This is a genomic window from Dietzia sp. 2505 (assembly GCF_040546785.1).
Lineage (GTDB): Bacteria > Actinomycetota > Actinomycetes > Mycobacteriales > Mycobacteriaceae > Dietzia.
In genome coordinates this window covers 111723-131187 of record NZ_JBEPON010000007.1, presented here as the reverse complement: position 1 = coordinate 131187, position 19465 = coordinate 111723, and the positions used below count along the sequence as shown (strand labels likewise).

The 19465-nt window shown below is 70.7% G+C and carries 19 protein-coding genes; 12 read left to right on the top strand and 7 right to left on the bottom strand.

Going from position 1 to position 19465, the window contains the following annotated elements; translation table 11 throughout:
- Positions 1 to 30: 30 nt before the first annotated feature.
- The 4 genes from ABIE38_RS13955 to ABIE38_RS13940 form a co-directional block, all read right to left on the bottom strand.
- Complete coding sequence (locus ABIE38_RS13955) at positions 31 to 2472, bottom strand: heavy metal translocating P-type ATPase (RefSeq protein ID WP_354057252.1); 2442 nt, start codon at positions 2470 to 2472, stop codon at positions 31 to 33.
- Between the two features lie 10 nt (positions 2473 to 2482).
- Complete coding sequence (locus ABIE38_RS13950) at positions 2483 to 2698, bottom strand: heavy-metal-associated domain-containing protein (protein WP_179523754.1); 216 nt, start codon at positions 2696 to 2698, stop codon at positions 2483 to 2485.
- A 53-nt stretch (positions 2699 to 2751) separates the two neighbouring features.
- On the bottom strand, positions 2752 to 3039 hold the full coding sequence (locus ABIE38_RS13945) for a metal-sensitive transcriptional regulator (RefSeq protein ID WP_095718749.1): 288 nt from the start codon (positions 3037 to 3039) through the stop codon (positions 2752 to 2754).
- Positions 3040 to 3110: 71 nt separating this feature from the next.
- Complete coding sequence (locus ABIE38_RS13940; RefSeq protein ID WP_354057249.1) at positions 3111 to 3734, bottom strand: helix-turn-helix transcriptional regulator; 624 nt, start codon at positions 3732 to 3734, stop codon at positions 3111 to 3113.
- A gap of 176 nt (positions 3735 to 3910) precedes the next feature.
- On the opposite strand from ABIE38_RS13940, the gene ABIE38_RS13935 reads away from it, so the two are divergent.
- From ABIE38_RS13935 to ABIE38_RS13900, 8 genes are all read left to right on the top strand, one after another.
- Positions 3911 to 4162, top strand: a complete 252-nt coding sequence (locus ABIE38_RS13935; protein ID WP_354057247.1) for a WhiB family transcriptional regulator — start codon at positions 3911 to 3913, stop codon at positions 4160 to 4162.
- A gap of 130 nt (positions 4163 to 4292) precedes the next feature.
- A complete protein-coding gene (locus ABIE38_RS13930; RefSeq protein WP_354057246.1) occupies positions 4293 to 6080 on the top strand; it encodes a TIGR03767 family metallophosphoesterase in 1788 nt (595 codons plus the stop codon).
- 17 nt (positions 6081 to 6097) lie between these two features.
- Positions 6098 to 6418 carry a hypothetical protein gene (locus ABIE38_RS13925; RefSeq protein ID WP_354057245.1) on the top strand — a complete coding sequence of 107 codons (321 nt, stop codon included), beginning with the start codon at positions 6098 to 6100 and terminating at the stop codon, positions 6416 to 6418.
- A 35-nt stretch (positions 6419 to 6453) separates the two neighbouring features.
- Positions 6454 to 7068 (top strand): hypothetical protein, encoded by a 615-nt coding sequence (locus ABIE38_RS13920; RefSeq protein ID WP_354057243.1) that lies wholly within the window; start codon positions 6454 to 6456, stop codon positions 7066 to 7068.
- Positions 7069 to 7287: 219 nt separating this feature from the next.
- Positions 7288 to 8634: a lipase family protein gene (locus tag ABIE38_RS13915; protein WP_354057241.1), complete on the top strand. Its 1347-nt coding sequence runs from the start codon at positions 7288 to 7290 to the stop codon at positions 8632 to 8634.
- Between the two features lie 194 nt (positions 8635 to 8828).
- Positions 8829 to 9341, top strand: a complete 513-nt coding sequence (locus ABIE38_RS13910; RefSeq protein ID WP_354057240.1) for a MarR family winged helix-turn-helix transcriptional regulator — start codon at positions 8829 to 8831, stop codon at positions 9339 to 9341.
- A complete protein-coding gene (locus tag ABIE38_RS13905) occupies positions 9338 to 10759 on the top strand; it encodes an MFS transporter (protein ID WP_354057239.1) in 1422 nt (473 codons plus the stop codon). The genes ABIE38_RS13910 and ABIE38_RS13905 overlap by 4 nt, the downstream gene beginning before the upstream one ends.
- Positions 10760 to 10779: 20 nt before the next feature.
- The gene (locus ABIE38_RS13900) at positions 10780 to 11472 is read left to right on the top strand and encodes a lysoplasmalogenase family protein (RefSeq protein WP_354057237.1); all 693 of its coding nucleotides are present in this window, start codon (positions 10780 to 10782) and stop codon (positions 11470 to 11472) included.
- Here ABIE38_RS13900 and ABIE38_RS13895 read toward each other — a convergent pair.
- On the bottom strand, positions 11462 to 12847 hold the full coding sequence (locus ABIE38_RS13895) for an alpha/beta hydrolase domain-containing protein (protein WP_354057235.1): 1386 nt from the start codon (positions 12845 to 12847) through the stop codon (positions 11462 to 11464). The genes ABIE38_RS13900 and ABIE38_RS13895 overlap by 11 nt on opposite strands.
- A gap of 60 nt (positions 12848 to 12907) precedes the next feature.
- Here ABIE38_RS13895 and ABIE38_RS13890 point away from each other — a divergent pair, with 60 nt between their 5' ends.
- On the top strand, positions 12908 to 13837 hold the full coding sequence (locus ABIE38_RS13890; protein ID WP_354057233.1) for an alpha/beta fold hydrolase: 930 nt from the start codon (positions 12908 to 12910) through the stop codon (positions 13835 to 13837).
- A gap of 33 nt (positions 13838 to 13870) precedes the next feature.
- Here the strand turns inward: ABIE38_RS13890 and ABIE38_RS13885 are convergent, their stop codons facing one another.
- Entirely contained in the window at positions 13871 to 14641 is a 771-nt protein-coding gene (locus ABIE38_RS13885; protein ID WP_354057231.1) for a hypothetical protein, read from the bottom strand.
- 21 nt (positions 14642 to 14662) lie between these two features.
- Entirely contained in the window at positions 14663 to 15193 is a 531-nt protein-coding gene (locus ABIE38_RS13880; RefSeq protein ID WP_354057229.1) for a hypothetical protein, read from the bottom strand.
- 150 nt (positions 15194 to 15343) lie between these two features.
- Here ABIE38_RS13880 and ABIE38_RS13875 point away from each other — a divergent pair, with 150 nt between their 5' ends.
- The 3 genes from ABIE38_RS13875 (at position 15344) to ABIE38_RS13865 (ending at position 19392) form a co-directional block, all read left to right on the top strand.
- Positions 15344 to 16168: an acyl-CoA thioesterase gene (locus ABIE38_RS13875; protein ID WP_354057228.1), complete on the top strand. Its 825-nt coding sequence runs from the start codon at positions 15344 to 15346 to the stop codon at positions 16166 to 16168.
- 29 nt (positions 16169 to 16197) lie between these two features.
- Complete coding sequence (locus ABIE38_RS13870; protein WP_354057226.1) at positions 16198 to 17832, top strand: acyl-CoA dehydrogenase family protein; 1635 nt, start codon at positions 16198 to 16200, stop codon at positions 17830 to 17832.
- Between the two features lie 189 nt (positions 17833 to 18021).
- Positions 18022 to 19392, top strand: a complete 1371-nt coding sequence (locus ABIE38_RS13865; protein WP_354057224.1) for a cytochrome P450 — start codon at positions 18022 to 18024, stop codon at positions 19390 to 19392.
- Positions 19393 to 19465 lie beyond the last annotated feature (73 nt).

Below are 19465 nucleotides of genomic sequence, written 5' to 3'. Positions count from 1 at the left end.
GGCGGCGGCGCCGGGCGGGGCCGTCGTGGGTCAGGCGGCCGCGCGGAAGCGCCGCAGCCGCAGGCTGTTGGCCACCACGAACACCGAGGAGAACGCCATCGCCGCACCCGCGATCATCGGGTTGAGCAACCCGGCCGCCGCCAGGGGCAGCGCGGCCACGTTGTAGGCGAACGCCCAGAACAGGTTGCCCTTGATGGTCCGCAGGGTGCTGCGGGACAGCCGGATCGCATCGGCCGCGGCGCGCAGGTCCCCGCGGACCAGCGTGAGGTCGGAGGCCTCGATCGCCGCGTCGGTGCCCGTCCCTATCGCCAGGCCCAGATCGGCGGTGGCGAGGGCGGCTGCGTCGTTGACACCGTCGCCGACCATGGCCACCACGCGCCCCTCGGACTGCAGCCGACGGATCACGTCCACCTTGTCAGCAGGCAGCACTTCGGCGATGACGGTCTCGGAGATCGCAGAATCCGGGCCGGGATCGATGCCCACATGCTGTGCCACCGAGGCGGCGACCCTGGCGTTGTCGCCGGTCAGCAGGATGGGGGTGAGCCCCAGGCCGCGGAACTCCTCGACGGCCTCGGCGGAGGACTCCTTGATCTGGTCGGCCACCACGAGCACCCCGCGGGCACGGCCACCCCAGCCCACCACCACCGCGGTGTGGCCGCGGCCGGAGGCCTCGTCGACCGCCCGCTCGAGCTCGGCCGGCAGCGGCATGTCCTGTTCGGCGAGTAGAGCCGGACGGCCCACCACGACCACCTCGTCGTCGTCACGGGGGTCGTCAGATCGACGGCTCCCACCGGCGTGGGCGGCACCGACACCGTCCGAGCCCAGGGCGACCACCCCGGACACCCCCAGCCCCTCGGTGTTACGGAACCCCGCCACCGCCGGTAGGCGGCCCACCCGCTCGCGGGCACCGGCGGCGACCGCCCGGGCGATGGGGTGCTCGGAGGCGTCCTCCACCGCGCCGGCGTAGCGCAGCACCTGCGTCTCGTCCTCGCCGTCCGCGGCGGTCACCGAGACCAGGGCGGGCGTTCCGGTGGTGACGGTGCCGGTCTTGTCGAGCACGATCGTGTCGACGCGGCGGGTGGACTCGAGGACCTCGGGGCCCTTGATGAGGATGCCCAGCTGCGCGCCGCGGCCGGTCCCCACCATGAGCGCCATGGGCGTGGCCAGACCGAGGGCACACGGGCAGGCGATGATGAGCACCGCGACCGCGGCCGTGAACGCCATGGAGGCGCCGGATCCGGTGATCAGCCAGAAGGCGAACGTCGAGGCCGCCAGGACAAGCACGGCGGGGACGAAGACCCCGGAGATGCGGTCGGCCAGGCGTTGCGCGGCGGCCTTGCCGGACTGGGCGTCGGTGACCATCTGCGCCATCTGCGCGAGTTGGGTATCCGATCCGACGCGGGTGGCCTGGACGATCAGCCGACCGCTGGTGTTGACCGTGCCGCCCACCACGCCGTCGCCGGTGGAGACCTCGGCCGGCACGGACTCGCCGGTGACCATGGCGGTGTCGATGGCGGAGGCGCCGTCGACGATCTGCCCGTCGGTGGCGATCTTCTCGCCGGGGCGCACGATGAACTCGTCGCCGACCTGGAGGTTCTCCACCGGGATCCGGGTCTCGACGCCGTCGCGCAGCACCGCGACGTCCTTGGCGCCGAGCTCGAGCAGCGACCTGAGTGCCGCCCCGGCCGTGCGCTTGGACCGGGCCTCGATGTAGCGACCCAGCAGCACGAACGTGGTGACCCCGGCGGCGGCCTCGAGGTAGATGTCGCCCGCGCCGTCGCTGGGTGAGAGCGAGAACTCGAACCCGTGGGTCATGCCCGGCATCCCGGCGTGGCCGAAGAACAGGGCGTACAGCGACCACAGCAGGGCGGCTGACGTGCCGATCGACACGAGGGTGTCCATGGTGAACGAGCCGTGCCGGAGGTTGATCGCCGCCGCGCGGTGGAACGGCCACCCGCCCCACACCACGACCGGAGCGGCGAGGGTCAACGAGAGCCACTGCCAGTTGGTGAACTGGAGCGCGGGGATCATCGCCATGGCGATCACGGGTACCGACAGCAGCGCCGAGACGACAACGCGGTGGCGCAGGCTCTCAACCCGGTCGGGGGCCGCGGTGTCATCGGTGGCATTTCCGGCATGTCCCGTCGCGGCGGCGGCCCCGTCTGCGTGGCCCTCGCCCGGGGCGGCAGGCGTGCCGCGGCGGGACGCGCGGGGCTGTGGCCACCGCGCCGAGTACCCGGCCTGTTCGACGGTGTCCAGCAGGAGCTGCGACTCCACGCCGGGGGCGTACTCCACGCGCGCCTTCTCGGTGGCGTAGTTGACCTCGGCCGTAACCCCGTCGAGCTTGTTGAGCTTGCGCTCGATCCGGTTGGCGCACGAGGCGCAGGTCATTCCCTCGATCTGGAGGTCGACAAAAGTCGTCGCCGGCTCACCGGTGAGGCTGCCGGCAGCGCTGGTGTCGGTGCGGCTCATCGTGGCCACCTCATTCCGCGGCGTCGAGTGTGTACCCGGCCTCGTCCACGGCGGCGCGGACGAGGGCGGGGTCGACGGGATCGGGGGCGACGACGACGAGGCGGCCCGACTCAAGGTCGACCTCCACATCGGTGACGCCGGGGATCTCCGAGACCTCCTCCTTCACGGAGGCGACGCAGTGGCCGCAGGTCATTCCGGAGACGGTGAATCGGGACGTGACAGACATGGGGTTCTCCTCTGATGGTTGCAGACGGGTAGAGGGCGGCTCGGTGGAGCGGACTACGACTTGACCAGGCGCGCGATGGCCGCATTGGCCTCGGCGAGCTTGGCCTGCGCCTCCGGGCCACCGTGCTCGATCGCGCCGGCCACGCAGTGGCCCAGGTGCTCCTCGAGCAGGTTGAGCGAGAGCGACTGCAGCGCCCGGGTCATGGCGGAGACCTGCGTGAGGATGTCGATGCAGTACTTGTCCTCCTCGACCATCTTCTGCAGGCCGCGGGCCTGTCCCTCGATGCGACGCAGCCGCTTGAGGTGGTCGTCCTTGTTCGGGGTGTATCCGTGCTCGGCCATGTGTCATACGGTACCCCCCTAGGGTACCCGTTTCAAGGCGAATGACTTCCCGACCCCCGGACGCCCGCGGTTCAGGCCTGGCGGTCGGGCTTCAGGCCGTGTTCGATTCCCCAGGCCACCGCCTGGGCTCGCGTGTTCACACCCATTTTCCGGTAGGCGGCACGGATGTAGGTCTTGACCGTGTTGGCCGACAGGTAGCACCGGTCGCCGATCTCCCGGTTCGACATGCCCTGCACGATCAGGCCCACCATCTCGGCCTCCCGGGCGGAGAGGCCCGCCTCCTTGGCGGGCCAGTCGTTGGCCCCCGTGGCGGACAACCCCGGCCCCACCATCGTCACGACGCGCCCCGCCGCGATCTCCTCTATCCCCCGGACCAGCTCCGGGGCGGAGAGGGACTTGGAGAGGAAACCGTTCGCCCCCAACGCCAGACTGTCCTCCACCGCGGCGTGGTCCGCGGCGAAGGAGTAGACCGCGACCGCACCGATCGAGGGATCCTCACGCAGCGCGGCCAGGCGGGCGTGTTTGCCCACCGGTGCGGCGAACGTGTCGTACAGAGCCACGTCGACCGCCGCGGCACCCTTGGAGACCGTGTGCTTCTCCACGACCTCGATGCGGTCGGCGTACTCCGAGAGGATGGCGTTCACCCCGGCTACGACGACGAGGTAGTCGTTGATCACAGTCACCTTGACCGGCATGAACAGACCTTAGCAACGATCCCTCGGATGACCCGATACGTCGATCCCACCCCTGGGGGTGTAGTCCCGCCGCTTTCATACAACGGATGATGGGACGTTCTTCCGCGCACGGTCTATCGACTCGTCGCCGACTCCGAAGGTGGGATGATCATTTGGCTGAGGCCGCCTCGACCGCAGTGGATGATCGATGGGCATGGGCTGACCGCGGCAACTGCGTCGGCCACCAGGACCTGTTCTACAACGACGACCACGACCTCAAGGGCACGAGGCGGAAGAACGAGGAGCTCGCCAAACAGCTCTGTCAACAGTGCCCGGTGCTCGACCAGTGCCGCCGGTACGCCATCGAGGAGCGGGAACTCTACGGCGTCTGGGGCGGCATGACCGAACTGGAACGGCACAAGATGGCGGGCCGGCTGCGCACCGGTTGACCTGCGGCCGAGCTGCAGTGAACGTAGGTCGCGTTGGCGCACAACGGGTTCCACCCGGCGACGACGCACCCCGTTCCATCCCGCTGTTTCCGGCGCTACTCTTCTGCTACCCCAAGCCGGAGGAGCGTCGATGCCCGGTTTATCCCGTCGACAGTTCGTCAGGCGCGTCGGCCTTCTGGCAGCGTTGTGGGGAATGGCACCCGGCGCGCTGGGCGGCCGGCTCGCGACCGCTCGGACGGTTCCCGACGCGCCACCGTCGACGTTGTCGGGGACGATTCTGCGGAGCGGCGGCGACGCCCACTCGTACCGCACCCTGGCCGCCGGACCGGGCGAGGACCACCTGCCGCGATTGGACATCCTGCGCGCGTCGCCCTCTCCAGCACGGGTCAACGCGCGCCGTTCGCTCCTCTATCTCGGGCACCTGTCCGATATGCACGTCATCGACGCTCAGTCCCCGTGCCGTATCGAGCCGATGATCGTTCAGGATCACGCGACGTGGGGGTCGGCGTTCCACCCGCAGGATCCCCTCACCGTTCACGTGACCGCAGCGATGGTCAAGTCGTTCGCCGACAACTCGATCAGCCCGGTGACCGGGGCGCCGCTCGGTACGGCGGTTGTCACCGGCGACAGTGCGGACATGCACTCCCATCTCGAGCTGAGGTGGTACATCGACGTCCTCGACGGGGCGGCGGTGACTCCGAACAGTGGATCTCCCCACGTCTTCGAGGGCGTGCAGGCATGGCAGGACGCGCAATGGGCCTACCGGCCGGATGCCCCCTCGGGCGGAGCGTTCGGCGACTACGGATTTCCCCGGCTGGCCGGGTTGTTGTCCGAAGCCATCGCGCGCCCTGTCGAGTCGGTGGGCCTCCCGGTCCCGTGGTACTCGGTGTACGGCAACCACGACACCCTCCTGCTCGGCACGTTCGGCCTCTCCTCTCAGCTGCATTCCCTGGCAGTCGGATCGCAGAAGGCGCATACGCTGAGCGCCACCGCTACGTCGATACTGGCCGGATACGCCGCGACTGCGAGTCCACTGCAGCGTTTAAGTGACGCGTGGGGCGTCCGGTCGGGGGCCAGGCCGGGATTTCGTGGAGTCACCGCAGATCCGCGGCGGTACCTCTTCGAGCAACGCGAGTTCATGGCCGAGCATTTCAACACCACGGCGACACCCGGCCCCGTCGGGCACGGCTTCACCCAGCACAACCTCGATTCCGGAGAGACCTGGTGGACCACTGATGTGACGCCCCACGTACGCCTGTTCGGACTCGATACCTGCAACGCCGTAGCCGGAGCCGACGGCGCGGTGCCGGCCGACCAGTTCGAGTGGCTCAAGGGCCAGCTGGACCGTGCACAGTCCGACAAAAAGCTCGTCCTGGTCCTGACGCATCACAACAGCATGACCCTGGAGAATCGAGCGCGGAGACCAGGCTCCAACAAGAAGCTCTATGGAGCCGAGGAGTTCGTCGACCTTCTCCTGGCCTATCCGGTGGTGATCGGTTGGCTGAACGGGCACACACATCAGAATCAGATTCTCGCCCATCGCGGAAGCCGCGGCGGTTTCTGGGAGATCACGACCGCATCCTGCATCGACTTCCCACAACAACAGCAGACCGTCGAGATCGTCGACAACCGGGATGGAACGCTGTCGCTGTTCACGACAGTGCTCGATCACGCGTCACCGGTGACCCCGGGCTCGTCGGGCGAGTACCTGGACCTCGCATCGCAGAGTCGGGAGCTGGCCGCGAACGATTGGGCCGAGAACCCCCTGATGAGGAGAGGCTCGGCGCTGGACCGCAACACCGAGCTCCTGCTACCCGCCCCGTTCGAGATGGAGGCGATCACGGACGCGTCGCTAGAGCAACAGCACCTGCGCGAACACGCTCGCCTCCTCGCCCACCAGCAGCGAGGACAGCGATGAAGCGGGCGGTCGGAGGAATGATCCTCACGATTGCTCTTGCAGGATGCTCGCAGATCGACGCTCTCGCGCCCGTCGGGGGAGCGGAGATCGCGGACCTGCGATACGCGGTCAACGAGGTGCTACTGGAGCAGGGTGTCGATATTCTCGTCGCCCCGGTGTGCGATGGCCACGGTGCTGCTCTCCGATGTGTGGGAGAGACCGTCGACAACGAGACCATCACGGCGACACTGACATCTGCAGACGGCGCGTCCTTCGACCTCAGGGTCGGGGAGAGCCTGGTCTACTCGGGTCCCGTGCAGGCCGTTCTCGACCGCAATGGAACGGTGGGGGCCCGATGATCGGGACGTGGCGGGGGTGTCTACGAGGTGCCCGTGTGGTGGCCCCGGTTGTGATCGTCAATGCGCTCGTCCAGGCGCTGTTGGTGGTCGGTGATCCGACGCCCGGGAGCGCCTGGGGATTCGCACTGCGCGTGGGGGCGTCAGGACTGGCGACGATCCTCGCGCTCTGGCTGATCGTAGGGGCGTCGGCTGCCGCGGTCGATGCCGAGGCGGCGTCCGTGACGCCGCCGACCCGGCTGTTGTCAGGCGCGACGGTGGCAGTCGTCCTCGGGGTGCTCGCCGGTGTGATCTCGCCGGCTCTGCCGGTCGTGGTCGCCGCGGGTGCGGTGCCGCTACTGACGGCTCTGGCGGCGAGGCCGAGGGCGCACGCACTCCATACCATCACGTGCGCTCGCGGTCGCGCGCTACTCGGGGTCTTCTGGGTAGTACTGCTGTCCATCGTCAACTGGGTCATCGCACTGGTGCTCGGCTTCTTCGTCGGCGGACCCGTTTCCGCAGCGCTCACCTGGGTCGTGTTCGGATTCAGCGCATCGATCCTGGCGACCCATTGGGCGGTACTGCATCGCCGAGCCGGACAGCAGGCCGGACACGAGGGGTTCCGGGCTGCTCGAACCGCCGGATCTACGAGGACGCGGGGAACGTCGGCATAGGGGGCCGATCTCCGGGGTGACTACCTCGCCGTCGGCCGGCCCGGGCGGGCGCCTCGATCGCGGCCGGGTCCGTCGCTGCGGCGGTCTCCTGCCGGTTCCGGGCAGGCGTTCGATCATGCCGACGACGGTATCCCCGGGAGGGTGCCCGACCCACGCGGGAGGGCGGCGACTTAGACTCCGTTCATCAGTGATTCACGACACATTAAGTCCGGGGGGACCGTGTTACTTCGTCGAACCGCGATGTGCGCTGCCGCACTCGCCACCGCTCTGGTGACCACCATCGGCGGCGGGGCCGTGCTCGCACCGGTCGCCGCCGCACAGGGCTCGTCCAACGACCCGGCACCGGCGTTCTACCAACCGCCGGCCGAGCTGCCCGCGGGCGCGGGCGCGCTCGTCAAGAACGAGCCCTTCCCGCTCGCCGGTGCGATCCCGCCGATCCCGGGGGCGGAGTTCGTCTCGGCCGTCGCCGGCCCGGTCTCGACCGACGCCCAGCGGATCATGTACACCTCCGTGGGGTCGAGAAACCAGCCGGTGGCCGTGACGGGGACCTACCTCCAGCCCCGCGCGCCGTGGACGGGCCCGGGGACCCGGCCTCTCGCCGTCCTCGCGCCGGGAACCCAGGGCCAGGCCGACCACTGCGCGCCGTCGAAGACCTTCCAGAACCTGGCCACCGTCCGCACGGATCCGCCCGGCGTGGGCTTCGGCTACGAGATCATCCAGGCCTACGCACTGCTAGCCCGCGGGTACGCGGTCGCCGTGACCGACTATGAGGGGCTGGGCACGCCCGGCATCCACCCGTACGTGCACCGCGAGTCCTCGGCCCGTGCCGTCCTGGACATCGCCCGCGCCGCGCCGCGGATCCCGGGAGCGGACATCGGCGACTCGCCGCGCACCGTGTTCACCGGGTACTCGCAGGGCGGCGGCGCGGTGGCCGCGGCGGCCGAACTGCATCCGCGGTACGCGGCCGAGGTGAACCTCGTCGGCACCGCCGCCGGATCGCCGCCGGCCGACCTCCTGGCCACTCTCGAGCGGGCGGACGGGTCGGCGATCGCCGGCGTGATCGGGTACTCGCTCAACAGCCTGGTCGACGCGTACCCGGAGATGAACCAGCTCCTCGACGCCTACCTCAACGACCACGGGCGGGCTATGCTCGCCGCCACCTCCGACCAGTGCATCGGCGAGACCGCCATCCAGTTCTTCCACCAGCGGACCAACAACTTCACGCTGTCCGGCCAGTCCGCCGGCGAGATCGCCAGGCAGGACCCGGCCATCATGGACTACCTGGAGCGCCAGCGCATCGGCCGCATGCAACCCACCACGCCGGTGCGGATCCTGTCCCCCGTGAACGACGACATCGTGCCCGGCCACCAGTCGCAGCAACTCGGCCGCGACTGGTGCGCGCAGGGTGCCGCCGTCGAGATGGTGATCGACCACACCCCGCCGGTGGCCACCGGACTGGTCATCAACCACGCGGTGCCGATGCTCTCCGGCCTCGGCGGGACGGTGCAGTACCTGGCCGACCGGATCGACGGCGTCCCGGCACCGGTCAACTGCGGGACGTACTGAGCCGCCGACCCCATGCACCTCGAAGAGCGTCGCGGTGCACCTTCGCGGTGCATCTGGAAGAGCGTTCCGCACACATCCGCCGAGAAGCAGGTGTTCGGAACGCTCTTCTCGATGGGGCGTGCCGGGTGGGACCCAGACGACGCCGGTCCCGGGCTCGCAAGTAGATTGCGCAACCAGATTGTAGAATGGGCCGGGTGACCGACCAGCCCTACCCAGCGACCGGCTCCGACCCTGCGGCACACTCCGCCGCGACCGACCCCGCTGGCGCCACGAGCGATTCGCCCACCGACCCGGCTGCGCTGGCCGCGGACCTGCGCGAGGCGCTGCGCCCGCTGTGGCGTCGGCTCGGCGAACACCGGACGCTGTCGATGGGAAAGGTCGGGATCCTGGCCCGCCTCGACCGCCACGGCGCCCTCACCGCGACCGACCTCGCCGCGCAGGAGCGGATCAGCCATCAGGCGGTGACGGGCGCGGTGCGCGAACTCGAGGAGATGGGCCTGGTCTCCCGCAGCCCCGACCCCGCCGACGGCAGGCGGGTCCTGATCACCCTCACCGACACCGGCCGCACACGCCTGATCGGCGAGCGCTCGGCCGGGCAGGAATGGCTGATCCACGCGGTCACCGACGAGCTCAGCGAGTCCGAGCGCGCCACCCTGGCGGCAGCGGTGCCCCTGCTCGGCAGGCTCGACACCGAGGGCACGAGGTGACCTCGACCGACCGCGCACCCGCACCCCGCTGGTTCCTCCAGGCCCTGGTCTACGCGGGGCTCACCAGCGCGATCGTCAGCTCCCTGGGCATGCTGCTCGTGCCCTCGGTGGCAGGCGAGTTCGGCATCACCGTCAGCACCGCGCAGTGGATGCTCACCGTGAACCTGCTGGTGGGCGCGGTGGCCACCCCGATCATGGGTCGACTGGCGGACGGCCCCCACACCAGGCGGCTGCTCCTGGCGTCGCTGGCGGTGATCTTCACCGGATCGGTCATCGCCACCGTGGCCACGGATTTCACGATCTTCCTGATCGGCCGGGCACTGCAGGGTCTGCTCTACGGCACCGTCCCGGTCACCATCGCCCTGGCCCGCCGACACCTGAGCTACTCCGAATCCCAGCCGGCCATCTCCACCCTGTCGGTCACGGTCTCCGTGGGAATGGGGCTGGGGTACCCGCTCACCGGCCTGCTCGCGGCGGGGTTCGGCCACCGGTCCGCGTTCGCCTTCGCCGCGCTGTTCGTGGCCACCGCGGCGGCGGGGGTGTGGCGTTTCGTCCCCGCCGGGCCCGACCCCCTCGCCCCGCGTACGCCCCTCGATCTGCCCGGAGCCGTGCTGTTGGGCACCGGCCTGGCCACCCTGCTGCTGTGGATCTCCGAGGCCCAGGGCTGGGGCTGGACCTCGCCGCGTGCCCTGGGAACCCTCGCGGTGGCCGTGGCCGCGCTGACCGCGTGGGGCGTGCACAGCGTGCGGACCCGGCACCCGCTGATCAACCTGCGGGTGGTGCGCCGTCCCGAGGTGCTGCTGGCCAACGCGACCGCGATCGGGCTGGGCACCGCCCTGTACATCGGCCTCTCGATCGCGAGCCTGGTAGCCCAGGCCCCCACCGGGACCGGTTTCGGGCTCGCCGTACCCCTGATGTGGGCAGGCTTCATGATGGCGCCGCTGTCCATCGGCAGCCTCCTGGCCAACCGCGCGGTCCGGGCGCTCTCCCGCCGAGTCGACATGGCGGTCTTCCTCCCGGTCGGCGCGGCGGTGATGACCGTGGCGTCGCTGCTGCTGTGGACGGCGCACGGTGACTTCCTCTCGCTCGCCGTCGGGATGTTCCTGTTCGGCGCGGGGATCGGCTCGGGGTACGCCGCCATGCCCGCGCTGATCGCCCGGAGTGTCGCCGTGGACCAGCTCGGGAGTGCCGTGAGCTTCAACCAGGTCCTGCGCACGGTCGGCGGCGCGGTGGGTGCCGCCCTGTCCGCCGCGGTGCTCGCAGCCCACCCGTCCGAGTCGACCTACTCCACCGACGAGGGCATCACCATGGCGTTCGGCGTGGGCGTGCTGTGCTGCGCCGCGGTGATGGTGGCGTTGACGGGGCACGCCGTCACGCGACGACGACGAGGTGGCGCATCCCCCGGCGCGCGGCGGTGACCGGCGATAGCGTCGAGGGCATGCGCGCACTGAGCTGGGGCCCCGTCGCCGTGGTGACGCTCGTCCACTTGGTCGCGCTTCTGACCGGCGCCGATGCGGTGGCAGCCTGGTCGCAGGTGCTGCTCATGCCCGCGCTGGCGGTGGTGCTGCTGGCGCTGCCGTCCGATGACCGCGGGCCCGCCTGGCCCTGGGCCCTGGCCGCGTTGGCCGCGAGCTGGGTCGGGGACTCGCTCCCGAAGGTCGTCCCCTCCGATGTGCAATTCCTGGCGATGATCGGCGGGTTCGCCGTGGCCCAGGTGCTGTGGATAGTCGCCTTCACACGCGTGGACCGGGGCCGGTCGCCGTTCGCGTGGACACTGTTGCTCGTCGTGGTGGCGGTCGCGCTGCTGGCGGTGACGGTTCCGGAGGCCGGGATGCTCGCCCCGGCCGTGGTGGTCTACGGGCTGTTGCTTCTCGCCGTGGCGTGGCTCGCGTCGAGTCACGGATGGGTCGGCGCGCTCGGCGGTGCCCTGTTCGTCCTGTCCGACGGCCTCATCGCGCTGGGGGCCTTCCGGCCCGATCTCGTCGACTGGGCGCACCGCGACCTCGTGGTGATGGCCACCTATGCGGGCGCACAGGCGCTGTTCGTGGCGGTCATCCTGCTCACGCGATCCCCCGACCGCACCTTCGGCCGAGCCCCCCGCCGGGGGCCCCGCGCCCGGCTCACCAGGTGAGGCGTTCCGGTCGGGCGTCGGCAAGGATCTCGTCACGATCCTCGGGCAGGAGGAATCCCTCGGCGATGAGCCGGTCCGTGGCCGCTCGATAGGCCGCCAGGTACTGCTCTCGCCCCGACCGCCCTCCCCCGGTCCGCCCACCACCGGGCCACCGCTCCCGCAGCACCTGCTCGGGAAGCTCGACTGTCCGCCCGAGGAGCATGCACAGGGGCTGCGCCTCGGGATGGGGCACGCCGGTGAGCTGCTCGACCGGGGCCTCCACGACGGGGGTCCGCACGCCACCCCGGCCATTGCCGAGTTCATCGGTGACGATCTCGTCGTCGTCGTCGATCTCCACCGGCGGGGCGGCCGGCGGGCGCGCACCGCCGGCGACCCACGACACCAGGTGCCTCAGGGCCGCGCGGAGGACGAAGACCTGCTGGCCGCTGTTGACCGGGCCGTGGCAGTCGACGAACTGTGCGAACTCACCCAACTGGTAGAGGTCCGCGTGCGCCTGGCCGGCGATCTCCCAGGTCACCACGGACTCCGAATCGGGCTGGCGGGCGGGCAGGGAGGCGATCCGGCCGATCAGGTCGCCCTCCGCCTGCACCACCATCACCGGCGCGCCCACGTCCTCGCGAAGCGTCGCCGGGCCGCGACCGAGGGCCGCGACGATGTCGCTCCCGCGGCCTCGGTCGTCGAAGGGCAGGTACCCGGCTCCACGGCTGTGGAGGAGGAACGCGTCGAACACCCCGGCCCGCGGGTGGACGCCGTTGACGTAGGAGGTCAGCGCGAACGCCGACTGCGACTCGCCCACCGCGATCACCGACCGCGCGCGCAGGCCCGTGAGCGGTCCCGCCCCGTCCGGTTCACGCACGTAGCGCCCCACCTGCGTGACGATGTCGTAGGCGTACGCGTCGCCGGGGTGGTGCAGGTCCCCGTAGCGCTCGGGTCGCTGGGCCCGGAGCCCCGTGGTCTGGCCACCGAGGCCCACCGCGGCGTCCCCGCCCTCGACCGCGATGAACTGGGCCGACACCCCGACCCAGGCGTGACCTGCCCGGAGGATCTCGTCGGCGAGGTAGGTGTAGTCCGGCGCGGCGTCCTGGCCACCACTGACGTTGAGCCACTCCACCAGCACCACGCCGCTGAACGACTCCGACTCCGGTCGCCGCACCAGGACGCGGGTCGCGAACGGCGCGGAATCCGCCTCGGTGAGCTCGAAGCGCCCGTCGGATGGTGTCGCCTCCGGGTCGTAGGAGACGGCCTCGCCGCTGTACGCCCACTCCGACTCGGTGAACCCGGCCGCCGCCAGGTCCGGGGCCGCGCGGCCGGACATCGGCGGGAAGGACCTGCCCTCCGTCAGCTCTACGAATGTGGCTCGCCGGGATTCGTCCATGGACCGATTGTGCCTGTTAGCGTCGCCCTGGCGACCCCCTTTGAAGGCCAAGGAGACCCGGTGACCGACGGACCCGAGCACTTCCCCGGCTTCCACTCCCGTGTGATCGAGACGCCCGGGGCCCGGATCCGGGTACGCGTCGGCGGATCGGGACCGCTGGTCGTCCTGCTGCACGGGTACCCGCAGACCGGAGCGATGTGGCACCGGATCGCCGCCAGGCTGGCCACCCGGCACACCGTCGCGGTGCCCGACCTGCGCGGATACGGCGCTTCGGAGTGCTCCGACGAGGACTTCTCCTTCCGCGCCATGGCCGCCGACGTCGCCGCGCTGATCGGCGAACTCGGGGGAGACGGGTCCGGTCCAGCAGGCGAGGGGGACCACGGGGACCACGGGGAGAACGACGACGACGCGATCGTCATCGGCCACGACCGGGGTGCCCGGACCGCGCATCGGCTGGTGCTCGATCGGCCGGCACTGGTCCGGGGCGTGGCGCTTCTCGACATCCTGCCCACCACCGAGGTGTGGCGGCTGATGTCACCGGAGATGATCCGCTCCTACTACCACTGGGGCTTCCTGGCCCGGCCCGAGATCGCGGAGCCGATGATCGCCGATGACCCGGTGCGGTTCCTCCACTCGGCGCTCGCCGGCCTCTACTCCCCGCTGGAGGCGTTCCATCCGCAGGCCCTGGCCGAGTACGAGCAGGCCATCTGTCGACCCGGCGTCATCCACGCGATCTGCGGCGACTACCAGGCGGGCGCCACCGTGGACCTCGCCCACGACGAGGCGGATCTGCACCGCCGGCCGGATCTGCCCGCGCTCGTGTTGTGGGGCGCCCGGGGCAAGGTGGGCGCCGAGGTCGATCCCCTGGAGGTCTGGCGCGGCCGGCTGCCCCGGGCCGAGGGCCGAGCGATCGACGCCGGGCACTACCTCGTGGAGGAGGCGCCCGAGGAGACGTGGGCGGCGATCGCCGGGTTCCTCGAGCGGATCTGACCGCCGGGGTATCGACATCCGAGGGGCGGGAGGTCAGCGCGCCCCGTCAGCGCGCCCCGTCGGCTGCGGCGCCGTGGCCGTGCCTGCCGTCGCTTGCCCTCCCGTCGCCGTCGAGGTGTCGGAGGGAGCTCCCGTCGGTGCCGGCGAGGTCGCGGTCATCGAGGTCGGCACCGACGTCTGCGCCCGGGTCGTCGTCGCCGGCGGCGGGGCCGCCGTGGTCCGGATCGTCGTCAGCGGTGGGGCCGCGCCTCGGGTCGTCGTCGCGCGCGCCGTGGGCACGACGGCGGAGGTCATCGACGTTCGGCAGGTGATGAGGTGCCTGCGCGCCATCCACACCGGGGCGCCCATCGCGATGGCCTCGTCCGGGCAGGTCATGGTGTAGATCGAGACCCCGTCGGCCTGCCGCCACCGGCCGTTCTGGAACACCACCCAGAACGGGTCTCCCGAGATGTCGCTCGCCATGACCGCCCAGCCGGCGTCGCAGTCGATGATCCGCGCTCCGCTGTCCGGGTACCCCAGGTCGGTGTTGATCACCCCGGCGTCACACACCGCCGCGGGTGCGGGCACGACCGAGGTGTCTGTCGCGGGAGCGGAGGTGGTGGCGCGAGAGGACCGGGTCGAGGTCGCGGTGGTGGTGGCGCCGGGACCGGACGGGGCGGTCACCTCGGGAGACGTCTCGTGGCGCGCTCGCAGCAGCGCGACGGTGGTGACGGTCGCGAGGAGGACCCCGACCACCACGGCCACCGCGAGGACCGGGTAAGCGGCGGACCGACCGCCTCCCCGATCTCCGTCGGCTCCGGTCACGTCGCCACCCCGTCGCCCTGGCTAGAGGGTCATCCCGGGCGGCAGCGGACCGATCGGGGTCGCGTCCCCCGCGCCGGCGAACGGGTTCCACACGTAGATGGTGGAGGCGTAGTCGGCCTCCGCATTCGGTTGGCCCGCCACCGGTTGCTGTTGCACGCGCAGCTCCACGTGGAAGTCACTGTGCTGCCCGAGCAGGACACGCGGCGTGGTGCCGGGCTGCATCGCGACCTGCTCGCCCCGGTGGAACAGCACGACACGGGTGGGCGACGAGACCGTCCCTCCCGCGGTCTCCAGGAACAGGTAGCCGAGTTCACCGCACAGGTTTCCGCTCTGCCCGACCGTCCACCCGACACCGGGGAACGGCCCGGGGGTCTGCGCGGCGATCCGCTGCACGTCGACCGAACACCCCGCGGGCGGCGGCATGAGGGAGTCGGTGTTGACCGCGGATGCAGCGGGCACCCAGGACGCGAGCAGGCCGGCAGTGAGGGCCGTGGCGGTCAGGGTTCTGACGGTCGGTGTTCTGACTTTCGGTGTTCTGACGGTTCCGGACATCGAGATCGCCTCTCCGGTCGGGTACACCCCATGGTGACATGGGTCACACCTGTGAACCACCGTGAGTTATGGCCGGGCGCTCCCCGGCCCCTCGGTACGGTGGGACCACCCGGCGGCGCACCCCTCACGCCGCCCGATGAGGAGAGTGCCGTGACCGGTCGATACGCCCCTGGACACACTCTGGACCAGGCCGTCGCTCTCGAACGCGGCGGTGAAAACCTGGTGAGGGGCCGCACGGTCGACGCGTGGGCCAACATGGTCGGGCCGTTCGGCGGGACGACCGCGGCGACCATGCTGCAGGCGATCCTTCAACACCCGGAGCGGCACGGTGATCCGCTGGCGCTCACGTTGAACTACGCGGGCCCGGTGGCCGAGGGGGAATTCGAGATCGAGGTGCTTCCGACCCGCACCAACCGCTCCAACCAGCACTGGTGGCTCGAGATGCGCCAGGGCGATCAGGTGGTCACCACCGCCACGGCGATCACCGCCCTGCGCCGCGAGACGTGGTCGGAGACCGAGGTCGGCCCGCCCGAGGTCCCGGCACCCGAGGACCTGACCCCGGCCGCGGCGGACCGCGGGGTCAGGTGGGTGGACAACTACGACATGCGGTTCGTGACGGGGGCGTGGCAGTCGGTCGAGGACGGGGAGACGAGCCCAGAGTCGACGACGACGATGTGGATCCGCGACACCCCGCCCCGCCCCCTCGACCATGTCGCCCTCACCGCGATGTGTGATTCGTTCTTCCCGAGATCGTTCCTCCGGCTCGGCCGGCCGATCCCCGCGGGAACGGTCACGCTGACGATCCATTTTCTGGCCACCACGGACGAGATCGCGGCCCAGGGCACGGACTTCATCCTCGGCAGCGTCCACGCCCACCGGTTCCACGGCAACTACCACGACGAATCGGCGAGACTGTGGAGCCGCGACGGCACCCTGCTCGCCACCAGCCACCAACTCATGTACTTCAAGTCTTGAGTACCGCAGGCCGGAGGAGGACCCAGCTCATGTCGACCACGCGAAACCACACCACCCACGAGGTCCTCAACCAGTCGCCGCCGCGCGTGGACGTGGACGAGTACGCGCTCAATCCCGCACTGAGGGAGGCCGTGGGGGTCTTCGCGCCCGGCGCGGCCACCGACCGATTCCACGAGATCGGCCGACACGTGGGCACTGAGCAGTACCAGCACGACGCCGAGCTGGCCAACACCCTGCCGCCGGTGCACCGCGCCCATGACCGGTGGGGCAACCGGGTGGACGAGATCGAGTTCCACCCCTCCTATCACCGGATCATGGAGTACTCGGTGTCCCGCGGGGTGCACACCTCCGCCTGGGCGGACCCGGGGCCCGGTGCCAACGTGGAGCGGGCGGCCGGCTTCATGCTGGTGTCCCAGATCGAGGCCGGGCACGGGTGCCCGCTGTCCATGACGCACGCCGTGGTGCCGTCCCTGCGGTTGAGCCCGGAGCTGGCCGCGGAATGGGAGCCGGCACTGATGTCCACGGTCTACGACCCCGAGCTGCGCGACCCCGCCACCAAGTCGGGCGTGTTGTTCGGGATGGCCATGACCGAGAAGCAGGGCGGCTCGGACGTCCGGGCCAACACCACCACGGCCACCCCGGTCGGGGACGGCCTGCACATGCTGCGCGGACACAAGTGGTTCTGCTCGGCCCCGCAGTCGGACGCCTTCCTGGTGCTGGCGCAGGCACCGGAGGGACTGAGCTGCTTCCTCGTCCCCCGCGTCCTCCCCGGCGGCGAGCGCAACCCCTTCCTGGTCCAGCGCCTCAAGGACAAGCTCGGCAACAAGTCCAACGCCTCGTCCGAGGTGGAGTTCGACGGCACCCTGGGCTGGATGGTCGGCGATCCCGGTCGCGGGGTGCGCACGATCATCGAGATGGTCGGGCGCACCCGTCTGGACTGCGTCCTGGGCGCCACGGCCGGCATGCGTCAGGGCGTGGCCGAGGCCGCGTGGCACGCCCGACACAGGGCGGCGTTCGGGGCGACCCTGGTGGACCAGCCGGCCATGGCCGCCGTTCTGGCGGACCTCCAGCTCGAGGCGGAGGCCGCCACCTGGACGGCGACCCGCCTGGCAGCGGCCTATGACGACGACGAGTCCGCCGCGTACCGGCGGCTTGCGACCGCGGTCGCCAAGTACTGGACGTGCAAGCGCGGACCCAACCACGCCTACGAGTCGCTGGAATGCCTGGGCGGCAACGGCTATACCGAGGCGTTCCCACTGGCCCGCCGCTACCGCGAGCAGCCGGTGCTGGCGGTGTGGGAGGGCTCGGGCAACGTCATCGCGCTCGACGTCCTGCGCGCGATGACCCGTGAGCCGGAGTCGGTGGCCGCCTTCGACGCCGAGCTCACCGCCCAGACCGGGCAGCACATCCTGTTCGACCGGCACGTCGAGCGCGTCCGCGGACTGATCGGGCGCGCGGCGTCCGATCCCGCTGCGGCGCCCGCGCTCGCACGACGACTCGTCGAGGCCATGGCGCTCGCACAGCAGGGCGCGGTCCTACTCGCTCAAGCCCCGGCGGCGGTCGCCGAGGCGTTCTGCCTGGCCAGGCTCGGCGACGAGCGCTCGGCCGAGTACGGCGCACTTCCCGACGGCGTGGACGTGGCCGCGCTCGTCGCCCGAGCCTGATCACGGCACCTGCCCCCCGCCACCCGGCACCCACGACCCGCGACCGACGACTCGCGAGCCACGACCCACGGCCCCGAGATGGGGTCCAGGCACGAGCGTTTCAGAGAAACGACACTGTCGGTTTCGCTATTCGGCTGACAGCATGTGAGTGCTGTCACACACTGGGGGTACCCGACAAAGAGGTGCAATATGTCAATCGATGGCGATCCGCGCGATCCGGTCTACCGACCGGGCCCGGCCCCCCTCCGCTCCCACCTGCCGATCCTGGGCGGGACCCTCGAGTACGTCGAGAACCCACTGGCCACGATGGCTCGCCGATACCGCGACCACGGGCCGGTCTCCGAACTGAGCTTCCTCGGCGCCACCTGGACCGCGCTGCTCGGCCCCGACGCATGCCAGATCGCCCTGCAGAATGCCGACAAGGCGTTCGCCAACGGCCCCGGCTGGGGATACCTCGTCGGTCCTTTCTTCGACCGCGGGCTGATGCTGCTGGACTTCGCCGAGCACCACCACTACCGGCACCTCATGCAGGAGGCGTTCACCCGCCCCCGGCTCGAGGGGTACGCCCGTACCCTGGCCCCGCTGGTCGAGCGCGGGATCTCCGGCTGGACCCCTGATCGGGCGTTTGAGATCTACCCTGCCCTCAAGTCGCACACGCTCGATCTGGCTACCGAGGTGTTCATGGGCGGCGCCGAGTACGCCGAACCTGGCGAGATCGAGCGGGTCAACACCGCGTTCGTGGACTGCGTGCAGGCCGCCAACGGCTACATCCGCTCGACCGCTCCCCTGCCGTTCACCAAGTGGGGTCGAGCGACCCGCGGCCGGCGCCTCCTGGAGGAGTTCCTCCGGCGTCACCTGCCCGCCCGCCGCGCCAACCCCGGTGAGGACCTGTTCTCGGCCCTGTGTCAGGTCGCCGACGCCTCCGGCGGGATCGACGACGACGACATCATTAACCAGATGATCTTCCTGCTGATGGCCGCGCACGACACCACGACCAGCACCGTGACCTCGATGGTCTACGAGCTCGGTCGCGATCGGGAGTGGCAGGAGCGTTGCCGGCGACAGTGCCTGGAACTGGGTCCCTCGCCGACCCTCGCCGAGCTGGAGGGCCTCACCGACCTGGACCTGGTGATGAAGGAGACGCTGCGGCTCCACCCGCCGGTACCGGTGCTGGCGCGCCGGGCGGTCAAGGACACCGAGGTGCTCGGCGTGACGATCCCCAAGGGCCGGCTCGTCTCGGTGATGCCGCTACTGTCGCACCACATGCCCGAGTACTGGACCGACCCGGAACTCTTCGACCCCGAGCGGTTCACCGAGGGCAGGCGGGAGGACAAGTCGCACCGCTACGCGTGGGAGCCCTTCGGCGGCGGGGTGCACAAATGTCTCGGCATGATCTTCGCCAACCTGGAGTCCAAGCTCGTCCTCAGCGCGCTGCTGCGGCACTTCGAGTGGTCGGTGCCGCTGGACTACGTCCCGCCCATGAAGAACGACTCGCTGCCGTTCCCCGGGGACGGGCTCCCGGTGTCCCTGCGGCCGCTCACACCGGCCCGCACCGGCTGAGCCGACCCCCGGCGACTGGCCCGCCCCGCGCGGGACCCGCCCGCCCGGCGAGCAGCTCGCTGCCGATCCAACG